The organism is Rhodococcus sp. IC4_135, assembly GCF_011602025.1.
Taxonomy (GTDB): Bacteria; Actinomycetota; Actinomycetes; order Mycobacteriales; family Mycobacteriaceae; genus Rhodococcus_F; species Rhodococcus_F baikonurensis.
This window is the reverse complement of the sequence record NZ_JAAOLG010000005.1, coordinates 70,617-94,499: the sequence shown is the minus strand read 5'-3', so window position 1 is coordinate 94,499 and position 23,883 is coordinate 70,617. Positions and strand designations below refer to the sequence as shown.

The following is a 23,883-nucleotide window of genomic DNA, read 5'->3' as shown; positions in this document are numbered from 1 at the left end:
AGGAGTGGCAAGTGATAGGCGTTAAGGCAGACTCGCTCCCTGAACCCTTGCGGGGGAACCCGGTGGCGCAGATCGCCATGATCGTGCCTGACCTGGAATCGGCCGTTGCACTGTGGAGCGGCATTCTCGGCCGAGACGATTGGTCGATCTACACGTATGGGCCCGACAACGTTCCGGAGTTGAGCTACCGAGGTGAGGAAGGGCGATTCGGCATGCGCTTGGCGTTTGTCGGTGCCGGTCCCCAAATCGAGCTGATCGAACTGCTCGAAGGCCCCAGCTCGTACCACGAATGGCATTCGCGTCATGGTTTCGGATTGCACCACCTGGGTTTTGTCGTCCCGTCGATCAAGGACGCGATGATCGAAATGGCGCAATACGACGTCGATTTGATTCAGTCGGGGTACGGCTATGGGGCGAACGGGGACGGAGGTTTTGCGTACTACGACACTCAGGATTCGGTCGGCGCAATCGTCGAACTCATCGAGATCCCATCGACCCGACGACCATCCGAGGTTATGTAGACGCGGCGTCGATGAGCGCGGTATAGACACGCTCCGGTTCTTCGGCAATGCGATTGAGCACGTACAGCCACCACTGTGTTCCGAAGATGACGTATTCGCGTGTGGTGAACCCCGCTGCTCGGAGTGCGTCCAGTTGCTCGGTACCGAGGCCGAGCAGCATCTCGAACTCGACATGGCTCTGTTCCAAGGCCCAACCATGTTCTGCGCGTAATGCTTCGAGGATGTCGCGGTCATGCGTCGCGATGGAAACCTGGTGACCCGAGTCGACGATCCGGGCTGCGTAGTCGAGATACGCCCCGCGCAGTTCGGCACTGCCGCGCGGGTAGGCGACGGATTCGGCTTCGAGGAAGGCGCCCTTCACGAGACGGATGCGACCGGGTCGGTCCAGCAGAGCGGCGAGATCCTTTGCGGTCCGGTGCAGTCGGGCCTGAACGGTGATCCCCACGTGAGTGAAACGCTCGGCCAGCCGCGCATGCATGTCGAGGACCAGGTCGGTGCGATCGGACGCTTCGGCGGAAATGATCAGCTCGGCACCCACGGGTTCCGTGGTCTCGGCCAGTCGCACGACATTGCGAAAGCACTGCTCTGGATCGATCACCAAGCCGATATGTGAGAGGTCGAACGACACGGTGCTGTCGACACCCGACGTGCCGATCCGTTCCGCCAGTTCCACGAAAACATCGGTTTCGGCGTTCGCGAGCTCGGGATCCCGGACGCTCTCGCCGGTGTATTCGATGCTCGCCTTGTGCCCTCGGGCGAAGATCGAGGGAAGACGATCGAAGGCGTCGTCGATGGTTTCGCCGCCGATGTAGCGAGCGGCCACTTTCCGTGCGAGTGCTGCCGTTGCAGCGTCCGCCATGGTGCGTTCTTTCAGGGATTCGTCGAGTGCGAGGCGGCGTAGGACGTCGGCGGCCTGGGCTTGTAGATCCATGTTCACGGATTCAGCGTATCCGGATGAGGGGGGCGGGAATTATTCTCCGAACCCTTGCGTTCGATCTATTGTCGATATATCGTCGATACGTCAAACAAACACAGACAGTCCAGGAGGACAACATGTACGCCCCACACAACAACCCAGAAATGCAAGAACGTCGCGAGCACGGCCGTCGAGGTCCGCATCGTGGACATGGTTTCCGTCGAGGATTCGAGGGAGAGCGCCCCGAGGGTCGCTTCGAAGATCGAGCAGAAGGACGCCCTGAAGGACGCTCTGAAGGACGACGTGGTCGCGGACACGGCCGCCCTCACTTCGGTGAAGCCGGCGCAACTCTCCGCCCCGCGATGGGTCTACTCCGAGGTGCCGCCGTCGCGGTAGCCGCAGGTGGGACCGCTGAGCAGGTAGCCAAGGCAGAGGCAATTCTCGCCGAAGCACGCCGGGCATTGTTCGAGATGCTGGCGGAAAAGCCCGCTGACGTGCAGCCGGCCGACAAAGAGCCGGCTGACGCAGAAGCTACAGTCGCAGAATCTGCCGACACGCTGCCGGCAGAGTGATCACGGGGCTCAGGCGCCGACGGTGACTTCTTCGCTGTTCATGCCGGAAACGTGGCCGTCGACGCCCTCTCGCCAGTACCCGACAACATTGTGTTTGTCGCGAGCGATTCCTCGAACTTCCCTCAGATGCTTACGAATACGACGGCTGGTAGCGCTTTCGCACGCCACCCAGGCGTAGACGTCGGCCGATTCGGATTCGGGAAACTCGACCTTCTCCACAGCCTCGAACAGCGCGCTCGGCGCCTTTCCGAGACCACTCCCCACGAGCCACGTGTACGTCACGTCGCCGCGAGTGACGAATTCCTGTCGATCCTCTTCGGTTTCGACCTCGATGATCGCCTGTGCGACATCGCCCTCTCGAAGTTCTTCGACAATCCTGCCCAGTCCGGGGAGACCCGTGGCGTCTGCGACCAGCAGCTGCCAACGAGGACCCGCCGGTGCTTGGTAATGGGAACGCGAACTGTCCGACCAGAAGACGCCTAGTAGGTGACCTGGTTCGGCCCGCAGGGCCCAATCCGCTGCAATACCGCCAGGGTGCACGACGAAGTCGATGTCCAGACGTCGGCCGCCGTCGTGCACCTTGCGCACGGTGTAGTGCCGCCACGGTGGCTCGGTTCCGAGATCGGCCTTGCCGTAGTCGGGATTGTTGAAGTAGTCGTATTCTGCTTCTGTTTCACCGGGTTTCGGGAACGCGATGTCGATGCGCTCGTCGCCCTGTCCGCCGGTCGGCCAGTGCCAGTCACCTTCTGCTTCGATGCTGATTCGCCGCATGTGCGGGGTCAGTGACGTGACGGTGACAACGCGGGCGGGTTCGCAGAAAGACATTCCTCGACCCTATTGGTCCTGCGTGTCGAAGTGGAGACAGATGCTGTCGCAAGACGGACATCAAGTACAGCTGAGAACGCCAGCGTATGCCCCGAGGCATGGTTTCTCCCCGGTGCATACGCTGGCATTTTCAGTTATGCCCGTTCAGGCGGCAGTCGGTGGGCTGTTCCCGCCGATCGGCTGCTGATACGGGTCAACGGACATGGGCGGATAGAACACCGACTTCCGATCCGGGCCGATCTCCACCCTCCACTCGGTGTGGTGCAGCGTCCGATGATGATGACCGCACAACAAGATCAGATTGTCGAGATCTGTTGGGCCACCATCGTTCCAATGAACGATATGGTGGGCATCGCACCACCCCGACGGTGTCCCGCATCCCGGAAATGCACACCCACCATCTCGAACTGTCAACGCCCGTCGCTGCGGCACCGTCGCGGTTCTGGCTTCCTTGCCGCAGTCGAGCGGAACACCATTCTCGTCCAACAAGATCCGGGTGACCGTGCAGTCGCAGGCGAGCATCCGGGCGGTGTCGATGCTGATCGGACCCACCCAATCCGTCCACGCGAACCCGAGTTCCTGAGTTGATGGCAGGAGGTCTTTCAGAGCTTTGAGATCGGTCATGTCTTTCGCGCTGGCGGTGATCGTGATGTGCGGTTTCACCCCGCCCTCGATCGGACCCAGCCCCGCCCGCTCGTACCGGCGCAGTAGTTCGCAGAACCCGTCCGCGCGTCGTAATGCCGGCGTGCGGGTGTCTTTGACGCCGTCTTTCTCCGGCGTCGGAGCGGACAGGCTCGACAACAACGTGATCAGCCGGGCCCCGTTGATCGCATCCAAATCACCTTTTACCGTGACCCGCCCGTACAGGCCTTTCGAGGCGTAGAACTCGTTACGTTCGGAATCCTCGCCGACCGGAACTCCGTCCTCGCGATTGCCGTACTGCTTCTCGATCCGCCGAATCGCCACCCGCACCGCATCACAATCCGCGATGTTCTTCGACGCCAATCCCAACAAGATCCCGCGGGCCTTGTCCACATCGGCCGGGGTCATGTTCTTCGGTGGATGCTGACAAAACGACGCCACCTGCCGGGCCTTCAACGCATCCACGTCACCCCGGTGAAACGCATCGCCCACCACGGGTTCGAGCATCAACAACCGCGCCAACCCGACCAGCAGACTGCACTCACCGATCTCCAGATTCGTCGAACCATGCAACCATTGCGCGATCGCCCGAAAACCCTTTCCGCCGAGAACCTCCCGGGAAAACATCTCCACGATCAGCAACACCATCCGCGACTGCAATTCGTGCCGGACACGCACCAGATCGAGAACCTCACTCTTGAGGTCCTCACCATCCAGCTGCCATGCTTCCCGTCTGTCCATGCGGCAATCATATTCGAACACAGTTTCGAATACAAGAGGATCGATATCGAAAATTGCTTCTGTCCAGCTACTTTCGACAATTCGGACAAACGTCAGATCGAACCCAACTCCCGCGCACGAGCTACCGCCGACGTCCGCGACTTCACCCCTAACTTGCCGAAGATGTGGACCAGATGCGATTTGACCGTGGTCTCGCTCAGGAACAGTTCTTTACCGATCTCGCGGTTGGAGCGTCCCGCCGCCACCAGCTTCAGCACCTCGATTTCTCTTGGGCTGAGGCTGGTTTCGGGCTTACGGACGCGAGTCATGAGCTTCGACGCGATGGCGGGGGAGAGAACGCTGTCCCCGCTTGCGGCGGCGCGGACGGCCGACAGCAGCTCGACCGGTGGAGTGTCCTTGAGCAGATAGCCGCTGGCTCCGGCTTCGACGGCGCTCAAGATGTCCGCATCCGTGTCGTAGTTGGTCACGACGAGTACGTGCGGCGGATTCGGCAGCGCGCATACCGCGCGGGTGGCGTCGACCCCCGTCTTGCCTGGCCCGAACCGCAGGTCCATGAGCACGAGGTCGACCGGCGTGGTGGCACAGAAGGCTATGGCTTCCTCGGCGGTCCCTGCTTCGCCGACCACCTCGATGTCGGATTCGCTTTCGAGCAGCGCTCGTAGCCCGGCGCGCACGATCGCGTGATCGTCGGCGAGCAGCAGGCGGATCACTGTTCACCGGTTTCGAGGGGAAACGTCACCGCGACGGCGGTGTGTCCCGGCTCGGACTCGATGGCGAACGTTCCGCCCTGCAGCTCGACGCGTCGTCGAATTGCGTTGAGGCCAAAAGATTCCGCCGGTCCACGTTCGAGAACTTTCACGTCGAAGCCGCGGCCGTTGTCGACCACGTCGAGGCTGACTGTGTTGTCGGAATAGGTCAGTGTCACAGCCATTCTGGTTGCATTTGCATGGCGGAGAACATTGGACACCGCACCTTGGGCGATGCGCACCAGTGTTGCTTCGAGGGGCATCGGCAGCCGGATTGCCTCACCTTCGACCACGGAGCGCGCTTCCAGTTCCGGACTGCTCGCGCGTTCGCAGATTCGACGAAGCGCATCGGCGAGCGATTGACCGTCCAGGGCCGCGGGTGTCAATTCGGCTATGAGTTGGCGGGTTTCGGCAAGACTGTCCGCAGCGGTTTCCCGTGCGAGGCTGATCTGACGGATGGCCGGGCTCTCCGGATCGGCGCGTTCGGCAGCGTGAAGGAGCATCTGGATGCTCGAAAGTCCTTGGGCTACGGTGTCGTGAATCTCCGCCGCGAGTCTTTCGCGTTCCGCGAATTTTCCGGCATCGCGAGACGTCGACGCCAATTCTTCACGGGTGTTCATCAATTCGTCGATGAGACGACCGCGCTCGGCTGCCTCGCGGTACAGCGCTTGATAGCCGAGACCGATGGCAACCGCCACGGCGGCGCCGATGATCGGGCCGACGGCGCCGGCGATCGTCCATCCACGATGCAGCCCGGTGCCGATCACCGCGACAGCTGTTGCCGCGGTGACGGCTAGCAGGCTCCAGGGGCGTCGCAGAATATGGAGATAGAGGAAGAAAAGTCCGAACGCGAGGTAGGCGGCGTCGGCGGATACCGCCATCGTTGCGATCCAGACGAGGGTCAGCACCGCTAGCCACCAGCGGGCAGCGTTGCCGCGCAGCCTTTTGGCAACTCCGAACAGATAGACGGCAACAAAGATCACGGCCAACGCGGTGATTGTCGCGGTCAGGTCGGATTCGTCGATCAGCGCTCGAAGAAACACCACACCGGCAAGCGCCATGACAAGGACATGCAGGCCCAGTTGTAAGCCGGCGAAGACAGGCGTGAGCGGAGATCGGTGCATCTCGCCCAGCTTAGCGAGGTTCGGACCTGGTTCATCCATCAAAAGTTGTAAACCGGGATGGTTCTTTCGAGCGCTGGAATGTCGATCCGAGGTGCGATGGAAAGAGTCTGCATCCGCGAGAGCGTAGAGGCAAGCACAGGAAAGGAATTCACAGTGTTTGTCGCAATGAGGGACTTACGGGCAGCGCGAGGTCGTTTCGCGCTGATCTCCGTCGTGGTTCTGTTGGTTGCACTTCTGGTCAGTTTTCTCAGTGGGTTGACTGCAGGACTTCGCCATCAGAACGTGTCGGCCATCGAGGCCATGAATGCCGACACGGTGGTGTTTGCCGACACCGGAGCTGGGGCGTCGTTCGACGAGTCGGCGCTCACGCAGGACCAGGTCAACGCCTGGGCCGGCGCGGCGAAGGACGTCGATCCAGTCGGAATCGGCCGCGGCAAGGCAGGATTGGCCGACGGAAATCAGAAGTCGGTTGCCCTGTTCGGTGCTGACGGCGGTTTCGGTGACGTAACGCCGTCGGCGTCAGGCACGGTGGTGTTGAGCGAAGGTGCCGCCCGCGATCTGGGGGCGGGCGCCGGCGAACAGGTGAGCGTCGGTACGCAGCAGTTCACCGTCAGTGACGTTCGCGGCGACGACTGGTACAGCCATTCGCCTGTCGTCTGGATGACGCTCGATGACTGGCAGGCGGCCAATCCACGCGGCGGAGTTGCGACAGTACTGGCTGTCACCGGAGCCTCCGACGCTTCCACAACGGACAAGTCAGCCGCGACGACGTCGACGACGGTCAGCGGTTCGCTCGACGCGATCGGTTCGTACAAGTCGGAAAACGGGTCGTTGACCCTGATGACGCTCATGTTGTTCGCGATCTCGGCCCTGGTGATCGGTGCGTTCTTCACGGTGTGGACGATCCAGCGAACCCCGGACATCGCGACGTTGAAAGCGCTCGGCGCAACCACCGGTTCTCTGGTACGCGACGCACTGGGTCAGGCCCTCATCGTCCTGATTGCCGGCGTCACCGTCGGAATCGGGCTGACGGCCGTGGCCGGCTCGCTGATCGGTGACGCCATGCCGTTTGTCCTGGACGCATCCACCACCGTCGTACCCGCCGTGGCATTGATCGGACTCGGTCTGCTCGGCGCGGCCTTTGCACTTCGATTCCTCTCGACCACCGATCCACTCACAGCATTGGGGAGCGCACGATGACCATGACAACCGGCACCACAGTTCTCGACATCCAGAACGTCGATCTGACGTTTCCCGACGGGCAATCGCGGGTGACGGCGCTGGACGACGTGTCTCTGCGGCTGCACCGCGGCGAGATCGCCGCGATCACCGGACCCTCGGGTTCGGGCAAGTCCAGCCTGTTGGCAGTGGCGTCGACCCTGATCCGTCCGGATTCCGGGCACGTCTATCTCCGGACGCCGGAAGGCAGCACCGACATTGCGGCGCTGAGTCGGCGGTCGGCGTCGGAACTGCGACGCTCGTCGATCGGGATCGTCTTCCAGCAGTCCAATCTCGTGTCGTCGCTGACGGCTCTGGAACAGCTCGAGGTGATGGCGCATCTTGGGCAGTCCGTGTTCACCTCGCGGGCCCGTCGCACAGACGTGAAATCAAAAGCGATGGATTTGCTGGACGCTGTCGGGCTCGCGGATCAGAGCGGAAAACGGCCGTCCCAGCTGTCGGGCGGACAGCGACAGCGGGTCAATCTCGCGCGGGCATTGATGAACGATCCGCAGCTGCTGGTGGTGGACGAGCCCACCAGCGCGCTCGATCAGGAGCGCGGTGCCGCTGTCATGGATCTGATCATCGGGGTGGTGCGGGAACACGAGGCGGCAACCCTTCTCGTGACACACGACCGAAGTCACCTGTCTCGGATGGATACTGTCTATCGTGTTGTTGACGGTTCCTTGGCGGAGGATCAGGAGGCGCTCGCGGCGTGACTCAGGCGGGCACGATTCGGGCATTCGTCACTGCATCCGGGCGGGAAGTCAACCCGCGATTTGCTGGGCAGTTAGACTGTTGTCGACTCGGGCAACTTGAGAGGACGTGTTATGGAACGCCGCCGCAACGTTGCGCAGCCGCCACAATCGCCGATCGCGGATCTGGAGCAGATGCCTGCCCTGATTCTCCTCGACAGGCTTCCGGTGCCGGTCATGGCCGTTCACCGCGACGGCAGCATCGTTTTTGCCAATCCGTCCTTCGCTGACATGCTGGGATATCCCAAGAAGGCCGTCTCGGCGTTGCGTTTGCAGGACATCCTCTACGACAAGGATGCCGACGACGTCAGTGCCGAGCAGGCTCATCGTGAACTGAGTTCGGAGCCGGGCTCGGTCAAGGAGTTCGTGCACTCGGACAGCACGTTGGTGCGGGCGACGGTCAGTCAGTCGCTGCTCCGACGGGACGACGACACGATCACGCTTGCCGTCCTCCACGATCTGACGGAGCGCCTGTGGAACAACCCGCGGCACATCGACGACAAGCCCACCAAGTAGACCCGGTTATTTTCGGGATTTGACCGTCCGGTCCAGGCCGAGGGTTGCAGCAAGGGTGTTGACCACCCATTCTTCGTACTGTTGGCCGGTCCAACCTGCGCCGACCACGAGGTCGGTGTACGTCTCGGGGCTGAGTAGCGTGAGTGCCACGTTGACGGCTGTTTCGAGGTCGACGGTCGGTGCTTTTTCGACGATGCCCACCATCAGATGTTCCTGGACCGTGCGTCGTTGAGTGCGGTTGATTTGCCACAACCGGGCGGCGTCCTCGTCCGCGGAAGCAGCGGCCCGCAGGGCCAACAGGATGTCCGCGGTGCGTTCCAGAATGAGCCGTCCGTGGTGAACCTGAATCCGGAGTTGCCCGAGTGGATGTGGGGCGCCGAGCGCTGCCGCCACCCACGGACGGTCGAGAGTGGCTGTCTTTTCCTCGTCGCCCGCAACGGCCACGTCGAGCAGTGCTGACAGCACGCTCGGCTTGTTGCCGAACACGAAATAGACACTCTGCACCGACACGCCCGCCGCCGCGGCGAGCTGCTTGATCGTGGCGGCCGCGTAGCCGGGATCGACAAAAACTTCGCGCGCTGCCTCGATGATCTTGCGCCGCGCCGACGTGTCTTCCCGAAGTACCTCAGTCATGATTAGAGTTTAACTCTAGAGTCGAACTCTAGCGACTCGGGAGGCGAAATGATGACGAAGGTTCTGGTACTCGGTGGCTACGGTGCCGTCGGGATTCCCTTGATGAAACAACTCGCGAAGGTCCCCGAAATCTCCGCGTACTCCGCCGGGCGCGATCGTGCTCGCGCTGACGTCGTCGTTGATCTTAAAGAACCAGGCGCGTATTCGGCTGTGGTTCGAGACTTCGATGTCGTGGTGAATGCCTCGGGTTTCGAGGACGTTCGCCTGGCAGAAGAAGCGGTACGCAGTGGTGCGGCATTCGTGGACGTCACGGCGACCTCGAGCTACTGCGAAGAACTGGAAGCGGTCGACGGACCCGTCCTGATGGGCGTCGGGTTGGCTCCCGGATTGACCAGTATCCTTGCCGCCGAGGCGCATCGACTCGGCGACGGACCCGTGGACATCGTGATCGGCCTCGGCGGAGGAGAACTACACGGACCGGCCGCGACGGCGTGGACGTACGGGATGTTGGGCACGAGGTTTCACGATCCCGACGGGCGATCGATCCGGAACTACACCGGAATGAAGAGCTTTCGAATGCCGGCCGATGCGACCGGCTACCGCACCGGCCCTGCTGTGCGGGCCGATTTTTCGGACCAACATGCCCTGACACGCGACCTTGGCGTACCGGTGCGGACGTACCTGCGATTGGACACGGTAACCGCGACGCTTGGGCTTGCCGCCATGACGTGGGCGCCCGCTCTTCAGAAGGTAGTGCCGAAGAAGCTGTGGGGTTCGGATCGTTGGGTGGCGATGGCCCGAGCGGATACCGGCCCGGCGCTGTGGGTTTCGGGGCGTAGCCAGTCGGCCGCGACGGCAGCAATCGCCGCGCGCGCAGTGCAGGTGCTTGAAGGCGCCGCGATTTCGAAGCCGACGTGGTTTCACTCGCTGGAGACCGCCGAGTCGTTGCAAGCTGCGGTTCCCGAACTGTCGGTGCGGCAATGGGTTGGTGCGAGCAGCGAACGGTAATCCACCGTCGTGCCACCAGTTCGAGTCCGAAGTCTTCCAATTCCGGAAGTTCGCCCACCCGATCGAGACTGTAGGCAGGCCGTCAGAACGCCCCGGTTCGACGTCGAGGGTGCGGGAGTTGCCGACTGTGATCTATGGTTTCAGTTGCAGCGCAACATAGTTCAAATCAGCATGATCCAAATGACTTGATACCCGACCCTGTCGAGTCACTCGGATCGGCTCCCGCGTTTCAGTGAGGAAGAACGGAGTGGCGGTCGAACGCACGTCGAACTCAATCGCGCTGATCCCGCTCGAATCCACCTGCAGAAAGGCTCATCATGAGTACACCGTCCGCCGATACACGCCGGGTCGCTCTGGTCACCGGAGCCGCATCGGGAATCGGTAAGGCCGCCGTCGAACTGTTCGCCTCGCGTGGGCATGCCGTGGTGGCCGTCGACGTCTCCGAACGTGGGCTGGAATCTCTGAATCGACTCGACGGCGTGGTCACGGTAGTCGGTAGTGTCACCGAGGAGCAGGTCAACAAGGCGGCTGTCGATGCCGCACTCGAACACTTCGGCCGACTCGACACTGCCGTCCTCAATGCCGGGACTGGGGGCACACCTCCGCTCGAGTCTCCCCGTGCCATCGAGAATGCCGACCGCATCATCGGCGTCAATCTTCGGGGTCCCATTCACGGACTGCGGGCCGCGATTCCGGCCCTACGCGCAAGCCAGGGCTCTGCCGTCTTCACCGCGTCCGTCGCCGGTCTGCGGGGTGATCCCGGTAACTGGGCCTACAACGCCACCAAAGGCGCTCTCGTGAATCTGGTGCGCGCCTTCGCAATCGACTATGCCGGGGTCGGCGTTCGGATCAACGCCCTCGCGCCGGGTCTGACCCGGACCGGGATCACTGCGAACGTCACTTCCGATCCGACACTGCTGGCGGCAATCGAACGACGAATTCCTCTGGGCCGATTCGCCGAACCTGTCGAGCAGGCGGAGGCGATCTGGTTCCTCGCGTCCCCCGCGGCGAGCTACATCACCGGCACGACGCTCGTCGTCGACGGGGGTCTCGACGCCAATCTCGGCATCCTTCCGTTGCCGGAACCGTGAGCCCACGCCATCACGGCCTGAACGAACTGTCAGTGCGGCAATGGGATGGTGCGAGACGGATGTCCGGCAAGACTGTCGACTAGTCGCGGCGATCCGAGAAACGGCAATCCGGCGGCCGCATTGGTGAGACAACCGGGTACGACGACGCGGACGACATGCAGGCCAGTTCGGAGAACATCAGTAGTGGTGAGGTCGACCCATGCCGGCCTGAAACCCGAGCCTGTCAGTGCGCTTTCGGTGTCGATGGGTGACGTCAGAGAGTCGAGTTCCACCTCGCCGACGACGGCACCTGCCAGCTCACTCTCGAATCGTGCTTGGATCTCCGGGTCCAGGTGGAGCTGCAAGTGGCATCCGTAGTCCATGACGTCGGCAAAGTCCGATCGGTAGACGTCCGCGTAGCGTCGGTCGGCTCGCCACGGCGCAAGCGGGCTGTTCGGGGAGGCCGCGGCTCGACCGATGCCGCTCTCCGGGTCGTCGTAGTCGGCGGAAAGAAGTTGCAGCTGAAGCGCTTCGCCGAGCGACTTGAACGCAGCGGTCTGTGCGTCCTCGTGGCAGGCGGTTCCCATGGTGGAGTATCCGGTGCGGTGGTCGCGGACGAGGGCGCCGAGTACCGGGATCCCGAAATCACTCTCGAATGCCAGCCATCTAGTCGACAGGGATTCGTGATTGCCCAGTCGAAGGAGCTGCTCTGGCATCCCGGTGACGATCCGAACGCCGCGCCTTCCGGTCCAGGAGAGCGTCATCGCGTCGCGCTCGACTATCTCGCGCAGTGCATTCCGTATCGCGAACCTCGTCGTGGGACCGGCGGCGAGACCCGCCTGAGCCACCGGTGAGATCGCCGGGCCCGTCCGGGCGACGAAATGAGGATAGGAACCCCAGACGAGTTCGGCCGGCACCCAGATATCCGAACCCGTGATCAGGTCGACTCCGAGAGTCCAGTCCATCTCCAGATCGTCGGTTGGTTCGACGAACGGGAACCGTGGCTGCGCATACTGGGTGGCGCCGAAACGCGCGAGTCGTGACAGGTCGATGCTTGCGCCGATCACCGTCTCGGCTGATCCGCGGACGATCGGTTTGGCGACGATGTTCCCGCAATATCGTTCCACCGCTTCACCTATTGCGGCAGCGGTAGGTCGCGCACGGTCACCGAGATCGAAGCAGTATCCGGCACCCGCCGAGTCGCTGGACCAGGGTGAGAAGCGTGCCGAGTCGGAGACATACGAGTGAATCAGCTTGAACTCCGGCGGAAAGTGCTGGGGAACAACGGCGTCGACCAACTCTCGAATGATCCCGGTTCGGCGGTCGACGAGCAACGACCTCATGCGAGAGGGACCGGCAGATGCAGATGGGTGGTCGATGCGCTGGTCAATCTGCTACCTCCAAGAAGGGGAAAAGCTGCCGGGGCATTGTTGTACAGGCCGGGCGAGAGGACACGGACGACGTGTAACCCGGCGATCGAGATGTCGCGAGTGGTGAGATCGACGGAAATCGGCTGGTGCCCTCGGGACGTCAGGAGAGCAATCAGAGAATTCAGATTCAACGGCGCCTCGTCGGGAATCTCTGATACCGAGCGTGTTTCGGTGTAGTCGAAAAGATGCTCTTCCGCTGCCTCGGCCATCACGGGGTCGAGATACAGCTGGGCGACGGTCGGCAGATCGACGACGTCCTTCCACCGCGTCTCGAATTCGTCTCGGTAACGACGGTCGGCCCGAAAGGGTTTGTACAGGTGCGCAGGCAGCGTTCCGTCCGCCACGCTGCGCCAGGTCGGTCCGTCGGGGTCGGCGAGGTCGATCGTGATGGCCAGTACGGCGTACGCCTCGACAAGGGCCTTCGAGACTGCCGCTTCCACGGTCGGTCGACAAGCCGTGCCCAGGGCGACCAGTCCACGTCGGTCGTCCCTGATCCACACTGCGGCGACGGGAATGCCGAAGGGGGAGGGAAACAGCAGCACTCTGACGCTTCGAGTGTCGCTCTCCAGATCTCCGAGCTGTCGGTGCGCGGGCAACCGCTCCCAGTCGGCGAGTTCGACTGCCGGCAGTGACCGGTCTCCGCACCACCACAGTGCGGTGGCATCGCGTTCGAGAAGTTCCAGCAGAGCCGACATCTCGGCCTCGGCGCGTGAGCGTCCCGCAGCGATTCCGGCGTACTGCAACGATGCGATCGGTGGTTCTCCGCGACGGGCGCCTGTGTAGTACCCGAGATACGTCAGGGCTGCAGGCACATAGGTGGGCACTTTCTCGTCCATGGTGTGACCGAGTGCCCAGCGAATTTCCAGGGCAGAGGTGAAGGGAACAAAGGGGAACCCGGGAAGGCGGTACTGGTCCTCGCTGTACAGCGCGAAACTCGCCGGATCGACGACCCGTGCACCGGACCGCTCCAGCGCCGACGCGCTGCTGCGGACCAGATCTTCGGGGATCACGTTGCCGCAATACCGCTCGACGGCCTCACCGGTTGCCGCGCCGCGGGCCGCGGCGTCGTCGCGTATCGAAGCCCCGAATCCGTAAGGGTCGGCGCGGAACCGTCTGCTGCCGCCGAAGTTGCGGGTATCGGCCACCCTCGCGGCCCACCCGACCCAACCCGTCGGCATGTCGGAGCGAATGTGGGGGTCGAGTGAGGTCAGTACGCCGCTCCGGGCGTCGACGAGCAAGTCATTCACCGTCAGTTCCTCCGAGTATCGGCAGGGTCAACGACCCGGAAAATGATTGGTGCAGTGCGGTACAGCGGGTTCCCCGATAGCGATCGCCGTCTCCCAGATTGCGTGCGAGGCGGGGGAAGTCCGAGCCGGCGATCTGCAGTGACAGAACGTCACCGGGACGCAGGGTGTGCAACACGGGATCGAGATCTATGGTCAACGTGCCGGAGCAAAGGCTGACGCCGGCCCCACGAGCGATCGACCTGCTGACTCCAGCGCTGTCGACGATGCTCAGCTCGACGATCCAGTCGGCTTCGCCCTCGGGCGAATGCACTGTCAACTCCGTCGAAGGCGTTCCCGACAGCACACACTCGACCTCCATGTCGAAAGTCCAGACAACACAGTCGTTTCGGCCCTCTTCCGCGTGGTGCGTGAAGCTGAAAGGCGCCGTCCTCGGATCTGGTTCGAGACGAACGCGATTCGCGCCCATGACATACGGTTCGGTCGACCATTCGCCGGCACCCCGGTCGAAGACCCGATTGATGGTCGCGGGCCGCGCCGAGAATATCGATTCCATCCACTCGACCTGAAGGTGGCCGAAACTTGTCTCGCCGACCATTCCGGGGCGGAGGTCATGCGCCCAGGGGCCCACGATCAAACTTTGTGGGCCGCGCTCCACGGATGCGTGGTGTCGCAGCGTCTCCCGGATCATCGCGTCGTCCCAACCTCCGATGTGTAGTCCGGCGACATCGAGTTCGGACAGGTCGTCCGCGGAGACGAGATCGTCGCTGCCGTACGGTTGGCATTCACGAGCCCGGTTGATCGGCGTCACCCAACCCGGCGAATCGGAGGTCACGCCGACCTTCTCGATCATCGACTGCACCGGGAGATGTTCCAGCAAAGCTGAATCCGAGCGCATCAGAGCCGGGATGAATCCCTCACGGGAGGACGAGGAATCTCCGTGTTCGCCCCACCACGCCAGATGCTCGGCGAGGAGAAGTATCCCCGACGGATCACGTTTGACGCGATCGCTTCCGATGGTCGGCACTTTGGACACGACGCCGTCAACGCGAAACGACCGATCGGCGCTGTTGGTCTCGGCAGCAAATGCCCAGGCGGTTCCTGCCGCGTACGAAGCCCCACTGGCGATGACGCACTTCGGTGTCCATGGCTGATCATGCAGCCACTCGGCCAGGGCGGCGCCGTCCTCGCGCTCGTGGACGTACGGTTCCCAAGAGCCGGTGGAATCGTGCCGCCCACGTACGTCCTGACAGAGGAACGCAATTCCTCGCGATCGCCATTCGATTCCCTCGGCCAGATGCCACCCACGCCCGTACGGGGTGCGGATCACGATCAGCCCTCGAGGTGAAGACTCTGGTGGGAGAAGCACATCCGTAGCGAGCAGAGAACCGTCAGCGGCCGGAACCTCGACACCGAGGGAGATCACCGGAGCGTCGGCAAAGGTTCGAGAACGCCGCCTGGCAGTGGTAACACGGGATGGCGAGTCGTCATGAGGGTTCGTGGATTCATCCGGATCTGGTGGTGAAGGTGTGATTGCGGTGCGCCGTAGGAACCAGCCACGACGTCCGAACATGCAAGTGCACTGACCATTGCGGCTGCGGTGGGCGAAAGTTCAAGCGGACGGCGGTCGCTGCCGGCGAGGTGTTTCCACAGTGCCTGCAGATGATCCGGTACACGCGACGCGGCAAGCCGTCGTCCGCAGACGTCCCGGTAGCTCGAGCTGTCGATGCCGTCGAAGAAGGGGCCTACGTATATCTCGCCCAGCTCGGAGTGGACGCGTTGCCACGGAGTTCGGCTGCGGCGGCACCAGGTATCGAGTTCCGACCACGCGTCGTGAGGGGGAGCGTCGGCAACCGACAGTACGAGGTCCGATGCCGCAACGTCGTCTTCGATTGGCGCAGTGGTGAATATGACTTCGAGATCCGGAAGAGCTTCGGAGAGCAGGGCGATGCAGGCATCGGCAACGGGCCCGGTTCCGTCGATCAGTACATGTCGGAGGACTGGAATCTCCGGTACTTCACCTGGAACAACCAGCACGCCGCGTGCGACGAGGGCGTCGGCGATCTCGATCGATCCCGCGCCGAGCGGCGAGTTCGACCGTCGGAGGAAGCTGTCGAGTTCCGCGAGATCTTCGGCAGGCGCACCGATCGTGACTGCGTTCTCGTCCGGTGTCAGGTAGTGCCAAGAACCGTCCGGGGTCGGGTACAGCTGGTGTCCGTCGGCGAGGGCGTACACGGATCTCCTTGTCGAGGCCCGCACCCGACGAGTCGGATGCGGGCGGGGTCGTCAGCAGATCAGACTGTCGAAACAGGCTGGATCAAGGAAGGTTTCAGCTCTGGAAGCTGAAAGGGTTGTCGACGAGAGCGTTGGTACCCACACCCTGCAGCGCGTGTGCTGACGTTGCCTCGGCAACCGGCTCGAAGGTGAACGGGTTGTCGACGAGGGCATTGGTGCCGACGCCCTGGAGTGCATTGGCCGGAGCCGAGTTGGAGACGCTGTCGAACGAAATGTTGCTCATTGTCATCCCTTCCGTAATGGAAACCATTTCCATTACGATGCCACCGTACGAAAGATCGCGACGGAGAGCAACAGGTACAAGAGAGTGCATACATGAGCGAGACCCCGACGACGGGATCCGTCGAAGCGCAACCACATGTGTTTCGGGACAGATCGTTTCGATTGTTCTTCACCGCCCGCACGATTGCCGTGGCCGGTGCGGCGGTGACCGGAGTGGCCATGCCGATCCTGGTGTTCGACATCAGTCGGTCTCCGTTTCTCACCTCGCTCGCGGCTGCTGGGACGGTTCTGCCGTACCTCGTGTTCGGTTTGTTCGCCGGCGCGGTGGCAGACCGAGTCGATCGGCGCACGGTCATCCTGTGTGCGCAGGCCGCAGCTGCTCTTGCCTTGGCGAGTGTTCCGGTGGCCCAGGCGCTTGGTGTCTTGACCGCGTGGCATGCCGTCGGCGTATCGATGTGCATCGGAACGTGTTTCGTGTGGTTCGACGCTGCAGCTTTCGGAGCGCTGCCTGCTCTGGTCGGTCGGCAGAGGATACCGGCCGCCAACGGTGCGCTGTGGACGGCCGGCACGCTGATCGATGTTGTCTTTCCGGCGATTGCCGGAGTGCTCGTGGCATCGATCGGCCCGGCCTACGCATTGGGTGCTGATGCGCTGGCCTATGTATTGGCAGGACTGGCCATGGCGTCGATCGGAGCCTCGTTTTCGATTACCCCTGCGGCGCCGAAGAAGTCGGAATCTGGAATCGCGCGTGACATACGCGAAGGCCTCAGCTTTCTCTGGCAGTCTCCGCTCCTGCGAGCCTTGACCGGCGTCGGCTTCGTCAATTCGCTGACGCAGGGCGCTGTCACGGCGCTCCTGGTGGTGTACGCGACCGAGAGGCTGGGGATTTCGACGTCGAGTCCGATGATCGGGGCCGTGTGGACAGCAGTCTCCGTCGGTGGTGTGGTGGGCGCAGTCTTGCTCCCACGCCTACCGGCGCGGTGGCCGGTGGGGGCGATCACGATCGGTGCGTTGACCATCGCCCCGGCGGTGCTGTTCGTAGTTGCGACAACCAGCAACACCGCCTCCGCGATCACTGCTCTGGCCGTCTACTCCGGCTGTGCGACTGTCACCATCCTCAATGGGATCGGTGCACGGCAACGCCTGACGCCGGATCGCCTTCAGGGCCGGGTGAACACCACGGCGCGGATGGTCGCCTGGGGTGGTTCGCCGGTGGGTGCCTTGATTGCCGGGGTAATTGCCGGACGGTGGGACATCGGCACCGCTTACCTTGTTGCGTGCATCTTTGCGCTGGTCGGGGCACTCTTCGCATGGGCGAGCGCTCTGCGGTCCGACCCTCACCCGCACAGATGAGCATGTCACTATTAATGAAAACGACTGTCGTTATGGTTAGATCCACCTGTTCACGACTGCGAACGCCACTAACTCAGGAGCGCGATGACGCTGACCAGCGAAGCAGTACCTGACGCGCCGTCGCGTGCACACCCCGTCGGCCAGCGTGGGTACGGTCCGTTTCTAGTGGCCACGGCCGTTGTGCTCGTCGCGGTCTCCACCGTCGCAGTGTGGTCCGGTGCTGCGTCGCTGTCCTTCGCCGACGTGTTCGCAGTGTTGTACGCTCACGTCGGTGGCCCGCCGGTCGATCCACTGCTCGATCGGATCGTATGGGGACTACGGGTCCCGCGCATTCTGATCGCGGCATTGGCCGGCGCAGGGTTGTCTCTGGCCGGCGCCGTGCTGCAAGCATTGGTGCGCAACCCGATTGCCGATCCCTACATTCTGGGTGTCGGTTCGGGAGCGTCCTTCGGCGCGGTGCTGATCATGACGACGGGCATCGGAACCGGGCTGTCGATCGGTGTCCCGGTGGCGGCCTTCCTGGGAGCGATGATCTCCCTGATCGCGGTTCTCGTTCTGGGAAGGCGCGAGGGAATGCTCGTCCCGCTACGCATGGTCCTGGCCGGTGTTGCCATCGGCTATCTACTCTCGGCTGCAACAAGTTTCGTGCAGCTGCGTGCCGACCCGAGCCAGCTTTCGGGAGTGCTCTTCTGGTTACTCGGTTCGGTGAGCGGGGCAAGTTGGTCGGATCTCGGTGTGCCGGCCGCGGTGATCACCCTGTGCGCAGCGGTGTTGCTGACGCAATCGCGCCAACTCAATGCGCTGGCGATGGGTGACGAGAGTGCGCAATCGGTAGGCGTCGATGTGCGTCGTACCAGATTGCTGTTGCTGGTGATCGCGTCGTTGCTGACCGCTGTGGTCGTATCCGTCGCCGGCGGAATCGGTTTCGTGGGGCTACTCGTGCCGCACGCCGTACGGCTCCTCGTCGGATCCGATCACGGCAAGCTGCTCCCCGCCACCGCGCTGGTCGGTGCAACTTTCCTGGTGATCGTGGATCTTGCAGCTCGAATGCTGGATGCGCCCAACGAATTGCCACTCGGGATCATCACCGCGGGATTGGGCGCTCCGTTCTTTCTCTGGTTGCTTCGACGGGACGGCGGTGCGCAGTCGTGAGATTGTCGGCCAGCGGAATTCAGATCGTTCGGGGCGGGCGCCTGGTGATTTCGGGTGTGGATCTGGAAGCACCGGAGGGAAGTGTGGTCGGGCTCGTCGGACCGAACGGCAGCGGAAAGTCCTCCCTCCTGCGCGCGTTGTATCGCTCGATGAAGCCTCGAAGCGGAATCGTGAAGGTGGACGAGGTGAATGTCTGGGACGATCTCTCGCCCCGATCGGCTGCCCGCATCATCGGTGTCGTCGGGCAGGAGCATTCATCCGACTTCTCGTTCAGTGTCCGCGAGGTTGTCGCGACGGGCCGAACGCCGCATCACAGCGCGTTCTCCCGACTGGGTGAAATCGACCGGGACATCGTCAGTGCCGCACTGGCACGAACCGGTATGCGCGGCTTCGAATCACGGCTCTTCGCTGAACTGTCCGGTGGTGAGAAGCAGCGTGTGATGTTGGCGAGGGCCATTGCTCAACAGCCCTCGGTGCTGGTCCTGGACGAGCCCACCAACCACCTCGACATCCGCGCTCAGCTCGAATTGATGGAACTGGTCATCGAACTCGGTACCACGACGGTTGTCGCGATCCACGAGCTTGCTCTGGCCGCCGCCTATTGCGACTACGTGTGTCTGCTTTCGGAGGGTGCGGTTGTCTCGTCGGGCCCGACCGCCGAGGTTCTGACCGAGGATCTGTTGTCCGAAGTATTCGGCGTTCAGGTGCATCTCGGCACTCATCCGTTGACCGGTCGTCCCCTGCTCTCGTTCGCCCCTCCGCTCCTACCTACGAAAGAAGCAGTGTCTTGAAGAAGTCGAAACGTACTGCCGCGCTGTTCTGCTCGGCAGTAGCTACCACAGCTGTACTGACCGCCTGCGGGAACTCCACTGCGGATTCGGCGGCAGCGTCCTCCGAGAAGATCACTGTCACGAATTGTGATCGTGACATCACGTTACCGACGTCGGCCGAAAGGATAGTCTCGCTGTATCCATCGATGACGGAGCTTCTGATTCAGCTCGGCGCCGCCGACCGCATTGTCGGACAATCGAATACCGACCTCTCACCACCGAGTCCCGATCTCGCGCAACAGTTCGCCGCCGTGCCGGTACTGAGCACCGGAGTTCCCGCGAAAGAAGCACTGCTCGACGCCCGTCCTGATCTGATCGTCTCCGACGGCGAATATTGGTTCGACGGTGACCGATTGCAGAGCATGGACGAACTACGCGACCTCGGCATCCCGATTTTCGTGAACAGCGGCTATTGCCACAAGGCAGTCACCGAAGGACGGATCGACGACGTCTGGTCCGATCTCGACGCTCTCGGCGCCTTGACGGGAACGAGCGACGAAGCGGCAACTCTCCTGGCAGACGGCAAGAAGTCGCTCGCCGCCACCGAGGCGTCCGTGGCCGGGAAGGGGCCGGTTCCCACTGTGATGCTTCAGGTTTCGGAGGGGCAGTCCTACGCTCTGGCAAGGGGTCTCTACAGCAGTGTGCTCGAGGCGGCCGGGGGAAAGAACCTCTTCGAGAGCGACCTCCCTGACGGAAAGTACTTCGGCCAGGTAGCGACGGAGTCGGTACTCGCGAAGGCGCCGCAGGCGATCCTCGTCGTCTACTCCACCGAGTCGACGCGGGCATCCACACTCGAGGCTGCCCGCACGGCATTTGCCGGCACTCCCGCCGCGGCGTCGAATGCGATCTTTGCCGTCCCGGAGGCGTGGTTCGCAGGCGAGTTGGTATCGATAGACGGCGCTGCCGAGGTTTCCCGTCTGCTGCACCCGGGTTCGTGACCGCACTCGAGCGGATCGAGGCCGTCGTATCGCTACATGCTGCGCTGGACCGGACGGTGAGTCCGTCGGAGCGACCGTTCGACGAGCACGCACTGCCACCGGTGACTTGTGAATCAGTGGGGCTGCCGGCCCCGACGTCACTGCCGGCCTGCGGGTTCCCGGACGTCTTGCAGGCACGACGAAGCCGCTACAACCCGGCAGCAGTTGCGTTGGGAGCCGTCGAACTGTCAAATGTGCTGCACCACAGTCTGGTCAGTAGTCCGACGGCCGGCGGGATGCGCGAACTGACGGTGTTGATGGTTGTCACCCAGCCCAGTGATCCGCTCGGAGTCGGGGTGTACCGGTACGCCCCGGACCGCGCCGAAGCTGTCCGGCTGGGCGACGTACGAGAGCACCTTCGTGCGAGCCTTCTCCAACCCGAGTTCGTCGACGTGTTCCCGGTTCTTCTGTTCGTGGTCGCCGACGCGGAAGCACCGCTCGAGAAGTATGCGATGCGGCACTACCGCACGATGCACGTGGATGCCGGTGTGCTGGTTCAGAATCTGTACCTGGTGACCGAGGCGATGGGACTTGTGGGCTGCGCCATCGCAGGATTCACGGACGCTCGAGTGGCGTCTCTGTTGAATCTCGCGACGACGCAGCTTCCCGTCATGGCTTTCGCCCTCGGGCGGCCCGGCTAGGTCAGGCGAGAATGCGCGCCTTCTGGATCTCGAACTCGGCGTCCGACAATACGCCGGCGTTCTTGAGTTCGCCCAGCTTGGTGAGCTGTTCGATCTTCGCGTCCATCGACGCTGTCGGGGCTGCCTGCGGCGGCAGGGGCGGTAGATCCGGAATCGGCGGCACCGGCTGGGCCTGGGCTGCGCGAGCCTGATCTTCGGCGGCCCAACGGGTCCGCTGACGGCGCTGAACGTTGCCGTGAATGGAGCTCGCGACGGCTACCCGGCCGGCTCGCCTCAAGAAACTCATGCGTCCTTCTCCGTATTTTCTCGTGCGGTGTTGTCGAGTGCATCAGCCAGTTCGTCCACGCTCAGGTGACCTTCGGTGACAACCTTTGCGCCGCTGCGTGTCCAGGCATCGATGACAGGCAGTATGGCCAGTTCCTCGTAGACGAGTACGGCGGCAACACTTCCGGCGGCCAACTCGCCACCAACGGCAGCGATGTCGCCGGCGTCGAGCAGTCCGGAGGCAGCGCCGTCGAACTGCGCCAGATCGAAATCTTCGAGTTCGAAGGTGGAGGCCGGTACGACGGATACCGATCCGTCGGCGGCCTTGGTGACGAACTCGAGGTCGAGGATGCGGATCGCTCCGGAGTCGACGAGAGTGAGCAGCTGCTCGAATCCCGCGGAGGTCGGTGCACCGCTGGGAAACTCGACGGCTACGTATTCGATGGGGCCGAACTGGTCTTGGTTGGACATCGGTTACTTCTTGCCCTTCGTGGGTTGCGTTTCTTCCAGAGCAGGTACTTCGTTGGGCATGCGCCCGGCCGGAATGACGGCGAGCAGAGAGAGTCCGGCGAGTACGAGCAGCGAGGTTCGCAGTGCGCGCAGGCGCGCTTCGGTGTTGATCCGGATGGCTTCGTCGATCTGTGCTTGTGTCGCCGAGGTGTTTTCGAGCGTCACGACGAGTTGATCGTTCGGGACGAAGTTGACCTGGTCGAGATTGATCCCGGACTCGACCTTGAGCGATGCCGGGATGGTGGGGTTGTCGATCAGCTGCGCGCTGACGAGGGTACCGAGGATTCCGACGGCGAACACGCTGGCCACCGCGATGCCGACGCTGCCGGACATGTTGTGTACCAGTCCTCGCCAGGCACCGACGTCACCGGCCAGTTCCTTGGGGGCTGCGGTGAGAAGGGTGTTGAACACCAGCGCAACGATGGCACCCTGCCCGAGGCCGAGGGTGATCAGTCCGATAACGACGAAGATCTGATGCCAGTCGCCACGAATGGTGAAGGCCAACAGGATGAGTCCAGCGGCAACAACGACGAACCCGGCTCGTGCGATCAGGCGCGGGGAGTACGTCTTGTACAGGCGCGCGACGACGGTGCTCGCGATGAAGATCGAGAGTGTGTACGGGATGATCGAGAACGACGTCTGCAAGCTGGTGCGGCCCTGGATGATCTGCATGTACAGCGGAATGAGGAAGTTGGCCGCCGTTCCCACGAACATCATCGTCGCCATGCAGATCGTGGTGGCGCGCTCGGCGCCGGTCTTGAGAACGTCGAGGTTGAAGAGCTGAGGCTTGTTCTGTGCCTTGCGGCTTCGCGTCCACTGGAAGAAGCCCTGCGCGCAGATGGTGCCGAGGACGATCAGGATGGCCGCGGGTGAAACACCGATGACCGAGAACGGCGCAGCGTCGGTGGCAAGGATGACGCCCCACGAGTTCAGGCCGCTGAATCCGAAGCTGAGCAGGATGACGGCAACGGCAGCAATGGCGGCGCCGGCCCAGTCGATGGTGATGTCCTTCTGTGGGGGAACAGGTTTGACACGGAAACTCAGGATCAGGTTGACCACGGCGAGCGCCACGACGAGAGCGAACGAGTAGCGCCACCCGATCGTCGTCGCGAAGGAACCGGCGATGAGCAGTGCCAGCACACCGGCTGCTGGGATTGCTGCTGCCAGGTAACCGATGGCCTTTGCCTGCTGATCGCCACTGAAGTTCGTGGCGATGAAGACCGTCAATGCGGGAGCGATGAGGGCGATCACTGCGCCGGACGCAGCTTGCGCCACGAACAGCATTGCCGGGCTCTGACTCAGAGCAACCGCGGCCATCGCGAGGCCGTGAATCGCGACCGCGATCTGGAAGACCAAACGCGTTCCGTACCGGGCGCCGATCTTGGCTCCCAGCAGAATGAAGGCAGCCATGGCGAAGGTGCCCGCGGTGATCGCGGTGCCGACACTTGTTGCGGGCGTGTCGAGGTCGGTGGTGATACCGGCCATCGAGACGGTCAGGGCGTTGACGGCGAACGACGCCTGGATCTGGGTGAGGACCACCACGACGAGTGGTAGCCAGGAGGCGGTACTCACGGCGGCCGTTGTGGCGGCTGCGCCAGGCTTTACGGACATGATGGGTCACGCCTTCCTCGACACTGCGTGTACTCGCGGTGTACTCGCGACGTGCCCGGATCAGCCA

The 23,883-nt window shown here is 62.9% G+C and carries 28 protein-coding genes; 13 read left to right on the top strand and 15 right to left on the bottom strand.

What is annotated here, in order from left to right; translation table 11 throughout:
- Nucleotides 1-11 precede the first annotated feature (11 nt).
- On the top strand, nt 12-521 hold the full coding sequence (locus tag G8767_RS12430) for a VOC family protein (protein WP_166810315.1): 510 nt from the start codon (nt 12-14) through the stop codon (nt 519-521).
- Here the strand turns inward: G8767_RS12430 and G8767_RS12425 are convergent.
- Complete coding sequence (locus G8767_RS12425) at nt 514-1,452, bottom strand: proline dehydrogenase family protein (protein ID WP_206029300.1); 939 nt, start codon at nt 1,450-1,452, stop codon at nt 514-516. The two genes, G8767_RS12430 and G8767_RS12425, sit on opposite strands and share 8 nt — an antisense overlap.
- A gap of 195 nt (nt 1,453-1,647) precedes the next feature.
- On the opposite strand from G8767_RS12425, the gene G8767_RS12420 reads away from it, so the two are divergent.
- Together G8767_RS12420 and G8767_RS12415 are read left to right on the top strand one after the other, a co-directional pair.
- Nucleotides 1,648-1,833 carry a hypothetical protein gene (locus G8767_RS12420; protein ID WP_166810437.1) on the top strand — a complete coding sequence of 62 codons (186 nt, stop codon included), beginning with the start codon at nt 1,648-1,650 and terminating at the stop codon, nt 1,831-1,833.
- Nucleotides 1,800-2,009 carry a hypothetical protein gene (locus G8767_RS12415; protein ID WP_166810263.1) on the top strand — a complete coding sequence of 70 codons (210 nt, stop codon included), beginning with the start codon at nt 1,800-1,802 and terminating at the stop codon, nt 2,007-2,009. The genes G8767_RS12420 and G8767_RS12415 overlap by 34 nt, the downstream gene beginning before the upstream one ends.
- 9 nt (nt 2,010-2,018) lie before the next feature.
- Here the strand turns inward: G8767_RS12415 and G8767_RS12410 are convergent, their stop codons facing one another.
- The 4 genes from G8767_RS12410 to G8767_RS12395 all read right to left on the bottom strand — a co-directional run bounded on the left by G8767_RS12410 (nt 2,019) and on the right by G8767_RS12395 (nt 6,126).
- On the bottom strand, nt 2,019-2,834 hold the full coding sequence (locus G8767_RS12410) for a siderophore-interacting protein (protein WP_095969390.1): 816 nt from the start codon (nt 2,832-2,834) through the stop codon (nt 2,019-2,021).
- A 144-nt stretch (nt 2,835-2,978) separates the two neighbouring features.
- Nucleotides 2,979-4,217, bottom strand: coding sequence for an HNH endonuclease signature motif containing protein (locus G8767_RS12405; protein ID WP_166810313.1), 1,239 nt, complete (start codon nt 4,215-4,217; stop codon nt 2,979-2,981).
- 92 nt (nt 4,218-4,309) lie between these two features.
- Complete coding sequence (locus G8767_RS12400; protein ID WP_019746299.1) at nt 4,310-4,927, bottom strand: response regulator transcription factor; 618 nt, start codon at nt 4,925-4,927, stop codon at nt 4,310-4,312.
- On the bottom strand, nt 4,924-6,126 hold the full coding sequence (locus G8767_RS12395; protein ID WP_166810312.1) for a sensor histidine kinase: 1,203 nt from the start codon (nt 6,124-6,126) through the stop codon (nt 4,924-4,926). Before G8767_RS12395 ends, G8767_RS12400 begins: the two co-directional genes overlap by 4 nt.
- Nucleotides 6,127-6,240: 114 nt before the next feature.
- On the opposite strand from G8767_RS12395, the gene G8767_RS12390 reads away from it, so the two are divergent.
- From G8767_RS12390 to G8767_RS12380, 3 genes are all read left to right on the top strand, one after another.
- Entirely contained in the window at nt 6,241-7,287 is a 1,047-nt protein-coding gene (locus G8767_RS12390) for an ABC transporter permease (RefSeq protein ID WP_166810311.1), read from the top strand.
- A complete protein-coding gene (locus G8767_RS12385; RefSeq protein ID WP_095969394.1) occupies nt 7,284-8,024 on the top strand; it encodes an ABC transporter ATP-binding protein in 741 nt (246 codons plus the stop codon). Before G8767_RS12390 ends, G8767_RS12385 begins: the two co-directional genes overlap by 4 nt.
- A 111-nt stretch (nt 8,025-8,135) precedes the next feature.
- The gene (locus G8767_RS12380; RefSeq protein WP_003943598.1) at nt 8,136-8,576 is read left to right on the top strand and encodes a PAS domain-containing protein; all 441 of its coding nucleotides are present in this window, start codon (nt 8,136-8,138) and stop codon (nt 8,574-8,576) included.
- Between the two features lie 6 nt (nt 8,577-8,582).
- On the opposite strand, the gene G8767_RS12375 is transcribed toward G8767_RS12380, so the two are convergent.
- Entirely contained in the window at nt 8,583-9,209 is a 627-nt protein-coding gene (locus tag G8767_RS12375) for a TetR/AcrR family transcriptional regulator (protein WP_003943606.1), read from the bottom strand.
- A gap of 51 nt (nt 9,210-9,260) precedes the next feature.
- Here G8767_RS12375 and G8767_RS12370 point away from each other — a divergent pair, with 51 nt between their 5' ends.
- Nucleotides 9,261-10,217 (top strand): sugar nucleotide-binding protein, encoded by a 957-nt coding sequence (locus G8767_RS12370; RefSeq protein WP_166810310.1) that lies wholly within the window; start codon nt 9,261-9,263, stop codon nt 10,215-10,217.
- A gap of 317 nt (nt 10,218-10,534) precedes the next feature.
- Nucleotides 10,535-11,308, top strand: coding sequence for an SDR family oxidoreductase (locus G8767_RS12365; RefSeq protein ID WP_166810309.1), 774 nt, complete (start codon nt 10,535-10,537; stop codon nt 11,306-11,308).
- 29 nt (nt 11,309-11,337) lie between these two features.
- Here the strand turns inward: G8767_RS12365 and G8767_RS12360 are convergent, their stop codons facing one another.
- The 5 genes from G8767_RS12360 to G8767_RS12340 form a co-directional block, all read right to left on the bottom strand.
- Complete coding sequence (locus tag G8767_RS12360; RefSeq protein WP_166810308.1) at nt 11,338-12,630, bottom strand: YcaO-like family protein; 1,293 nt, start codon at nt 12,628-12,630, stop codon at nt 11,338-11,340.
- Nucleotides 12,627-13,964, bottom strand: coding sequence for a YcaO-like family protein (locus G8767_RS12355; RefSeq protein WP_166810307.1), 1,338 nt, complete (start codon nt 13,962-13,964; stop codon nt 12,627-12,629). Before G8767_RS12355 ends, G8767_RS12360 begins: the two co-directional genes overlap by 4 nt.
- Entirely contained in the window at nt 13,957-15,387 is a 1,431-nt protein-coding gene (locus G8767_RS12350) for a CocE/NonD family hydrolase (RefSeq protein WP_166810306.1), read from the bottom strand. The genes G8767_RS12355 and G8767_RS12350 overlap by 8 nt, the downstream gene beginning before the upstream one ends.
- Nucleotides 15,384-16,196, bottom strand: coding sequence for a hypothetical protein (locus tag G8767_RS12345; protein WP_166810305.1), 813 nt, complete (start codon nt 16,194-16,196; stop codon nt 15,384-15,386). Before G8767_RS12345 ends, G8767_RS12350 begins: the two co-directional genes overlap by 4 nt.
- A 94-nt stretch (nt 16,197-16,290) precedes the next feature.
- The gene (locus tag G8767_RS12340; protein ID WP_003943543.1) at nt 16,291-16,479 is read right to left on the bottom strand and encodes a streptamidine-related RiPP repeat protein; all 189 of its coding nucleotides are present in this window, start codon (nt 16,477-16,479) and stop codon (nt 16,291-16,293) included.
- Nucleotides 16,480-16,571: 92 nt separating this feature from the next.
- On the opposite strand from G8767_RS12340, the gene G8767_RS12335 reads away from it, so the two are divergent.
- From G8767_RS12335 to G8767_RS12325, 3 genes are all read left to right on the top strand, one after another.
- The gene (locus tag G8767_RS12335; RefSeq protein WP_124566912.1) at nt 16,572-17,831 is read left to right on the top strand and encodes an MFS transporter; all 1,260 of its coding nucleotides are present in this window, start codon (nt 16,572-16,574) and stop codon (nt 17,829-17,831) included.
- An 84-nt stretch (nt 17,832-17,915) separates the two neighbouring features.
- Nucleotides 17,916-18,983, top strand: coding sequence for an iron ABC transporter permease (locus G8767_RS12330; protein ID WP_166810304.1), 1,068 nt, complete (start codon nt 17,916-17,918; stop codon nt 18,981-18,983).
- Entirely contained in the window at nt 18,980-19,774 is a 795-nt protein-coding gene (locus G8767_RS12325) for an ABC transporter ATP-binding protein (RefSeq protein WP_166810303.1), read from the top strand. The genes G8767_RS12330 and G8767_RS12325 overlap by 4 nt, the downstream gene beginning before the upstream one ends.
- Here the strand turns inward: G8767_RS12325 and G8767_RS36535 are convergent.
- Nucleotides 19,752-19,895, bottom strand: a complete 144-nt coding sequence (locus G8767_RS36535) for a hypothetical protein (RefSeq protein ID WP_240952203.1) — start codon at nt 19,893-19,895, stop codon at nt 19,752-19,754. The two genes, G8767_RS12325 and G8767_RS36535, sit on opposite strands and share 23 nt — an antisense overlap.
- On the opposite strand from G8767_RS36535, the gene G8767_RS12320 reads away from it, so the two are divergent.
- Together G8767_RS12320 and G8767_RS12315 are read left to right on the top strand one after the other, a co-directional pair.
- Nucleotides 19,831-20,751, top strand: a complete 921-nt coding sequence (locus tag G8767_RS12320) for an ABC transporter substrate-binding protein (protein WP_346842987.1) — start codon at nt 19,831-19,833, stop codon at nt 20,749-20,751. The two genes, G8767_RS36535 and G8767_RS12320, sit on opposite strands and share 65 nt — an antisense overlap.
- Nucleotides 20,748-21,431: a SagB family peptide dehydrogenase gene (locus tag G8767_RS12315; RefSeq protein ID WP_095969405.1), complete on the top strand. Its 684-nt coding sequence runs from the start codon at nt 20,748-20,750 to the stop codon at nt 21,429-21,431. The genes G8767_RS12320 and G8767_RS12315 overlap by 4 nt, the downstream gene beginning before the upstream one ends.
- A gap of 1 nt (nt 21,432) precedes the next feature.
- On the opposite strand, the gene G8767_RS12310 is transcribed toward G8767_RS12315, so the two are convergent.
- From G8767_RS12310 to G8767_RS12300, 3 genes are read right to left on the bottom strand one after another with little or no spacing between them, the layout of a single operon-like run.
- Nucleotides 21,433-21,717 carry an SHOCT domain-containing protein gene (locus G8767_RS12310; RefSeq protein WP_166810301.1) on the bottom strand — a complete coding sequence of 95 codons (285 nt, stop codon included), beginning with the start codon at nt 21,715-21,717 and terminating at the stop codon, nt 21,433-21,435.
- Nucleotides 21,714-22,166, bottom strand: coding sequence for a DUF6325 family protein (locus tag G8767_RS12305; protein WP_166810300.1), 453 nt, complete (start codon nt 22,164-22,166; stop codon nt 21,714-21,716). The genes G8767_RS12310 and G8767_RS12305 overlap by 4 nt, the downstream gene beginning before the upstream one ends.
- A 3-nt stretch (nt 22,167-22,169) precedes the next feature.
- Complete coding sequence (locus G8767_RS12300; RefSeq protein WP_166810299.1) at nt 22,170-23,816, bottom strand: MFS transporter; 1,647 nt, start codon at nt 23,814-23,816, stop codon at nt 22,170-22,172.
- Nucleotides 23,817-23,883 lie beyond the last annotated feature (67 nt).

What these genes read in the sequence shown, in the direction of transcription:
- G8767_RS12420 (WP_166810437.1), top strand. Translation starts at nt 1,648, where the DNA reads ATGGTTTCCGTCGAGGATTCGAGGGAGAGCGCCCCGAGGGTCGCTTCG.
- G8767_RS12300 (WP_166810299.1), bottom strand. Translation starts at nt 23,816, where the DNA reads ATGTCCGTAAAGCCTGGCGCAGCCGCCACAACGGCCGCCGTGAGTACC.
- G8767_RS12375 (WP_003943606.1), bottom strand. Translation starts at nt 9,209, where the DNA reads ATGACTGAGGTACTTCGGGAAGACACGTCGGCGCGGCGCAAGATCATC.
- G8767_RS12360 (WP_166810308.1), bottom strand. Translation starts at nt 12,630, where the DNA reads ATGAGGTCGTTGCTCGTCGACCGCCGAACCGGGATCATTCGAGAGTTG.
- G8767_RS12335 (WP_124566912.1), top strand. Translation starts at nt 16,572, where the DNA reads ATGAGCGAGACCCCGACGACGGGATCCGTCGAAGCGCAACCACATGTG.
- G8767_RS12370 (WP_166810310.1), top strand. Translation starts at nt 9,261, where the DNA reads ATGACGAAGGTTCTGGTACTCGGTGGCTACGGTGCCGTCGGGATTCCC.
- G8767_RS12305 (WP_166810300.1), bottom strand. Translation starts at nt 22,166, where the DNA reads ATGTCCAACCAAGACCAGTTCGGCCCCATCGAATACGTAGCCGTCGAG.
- G8767_RS12365 (WP_166810309.1), top strand. Translation starts at nt 10,535, where the DNA reads ATGAGTACACCGTCCGCCGATACACGCCGGGTCGCTCTGGTCACCGGA.
- G8767_RS12380 (WP_003943598.1), top strand. Translation starts at nt 8,136, where the DNA reads ATGGAACGCCGCCGCAACGTTGCGCAGCCGCCACAATCGCCGATCGCG.
- G8767_RS12415 (WP_166810263.1), top strand. Translation starts at nt 1,800, where the DNA reads ATGGGTCTACTCCGAGGTGCCGCCGTCGCGGTAGCCGCAGGTGGGACC.
- G8767_RS12340 (WP_003943543.1), bottom strand. Translation starts at nt 16,479, where the DNA reads ATGAGCAACATTTCGTTCGACAGCGTCTCCAACTCGGCTCCGGCCAAT.
- G8767_RS12310 (WP_166810301.1), bottom strand. Translation starts at nt 21,717, where the DNA reads ATGAGTTTCTTGAGGCGAGCCGGCCGGGTAGCCGTCGCGAGCTCCATT.
- G8767_RS12405 (WP_166810313.1), bottom strand. Translation starts at nt 4,217, where the DNA reads ATGGACAGACGGGAAGCATGGCAGCTGGATGGTGAGGACCTCAAGAGT.
- G8767_RS12395 (WP_166810312.1), bottom strand. Translation starts at nt 6,126, where the DNA reads ATGGATGAACCAGGTCCGAACCTCGCTAAGCTGGGCGAGATGCACCGA.
- G8767_RS12385 (WP_095969394.1), top strand. Translation starts at nt 7,284, where the DNA reads ATGACCATGACAACCGGCACCACAGTTCTCGACATCCAGAACGTCGAT.
- G8767_RS12410 (WP_095969390.1), bottom strand. Translation starts at nt 2,834, where the DNA reads ATGTCTTTCTGCGAACCCGCCCGCGTTGTCACCGTCACGTCACTGACC.
- G8767_RS12330 (WP_166810304.1), top strand. Translation starts at nt 17,916, where the DNA reads ATGACGCTGACCAGCGAAGCAGTACCTGACGCGCCGTCGCGTGCACAC.
- G8767_RS12425 (WP_206029300.1), bottom strand. Translation starts at nt 1,452, where the DNA reads ATGGATCTACAAGCCCAGGCCGCCGACGTCCTACGCCGCCTCGCACTC.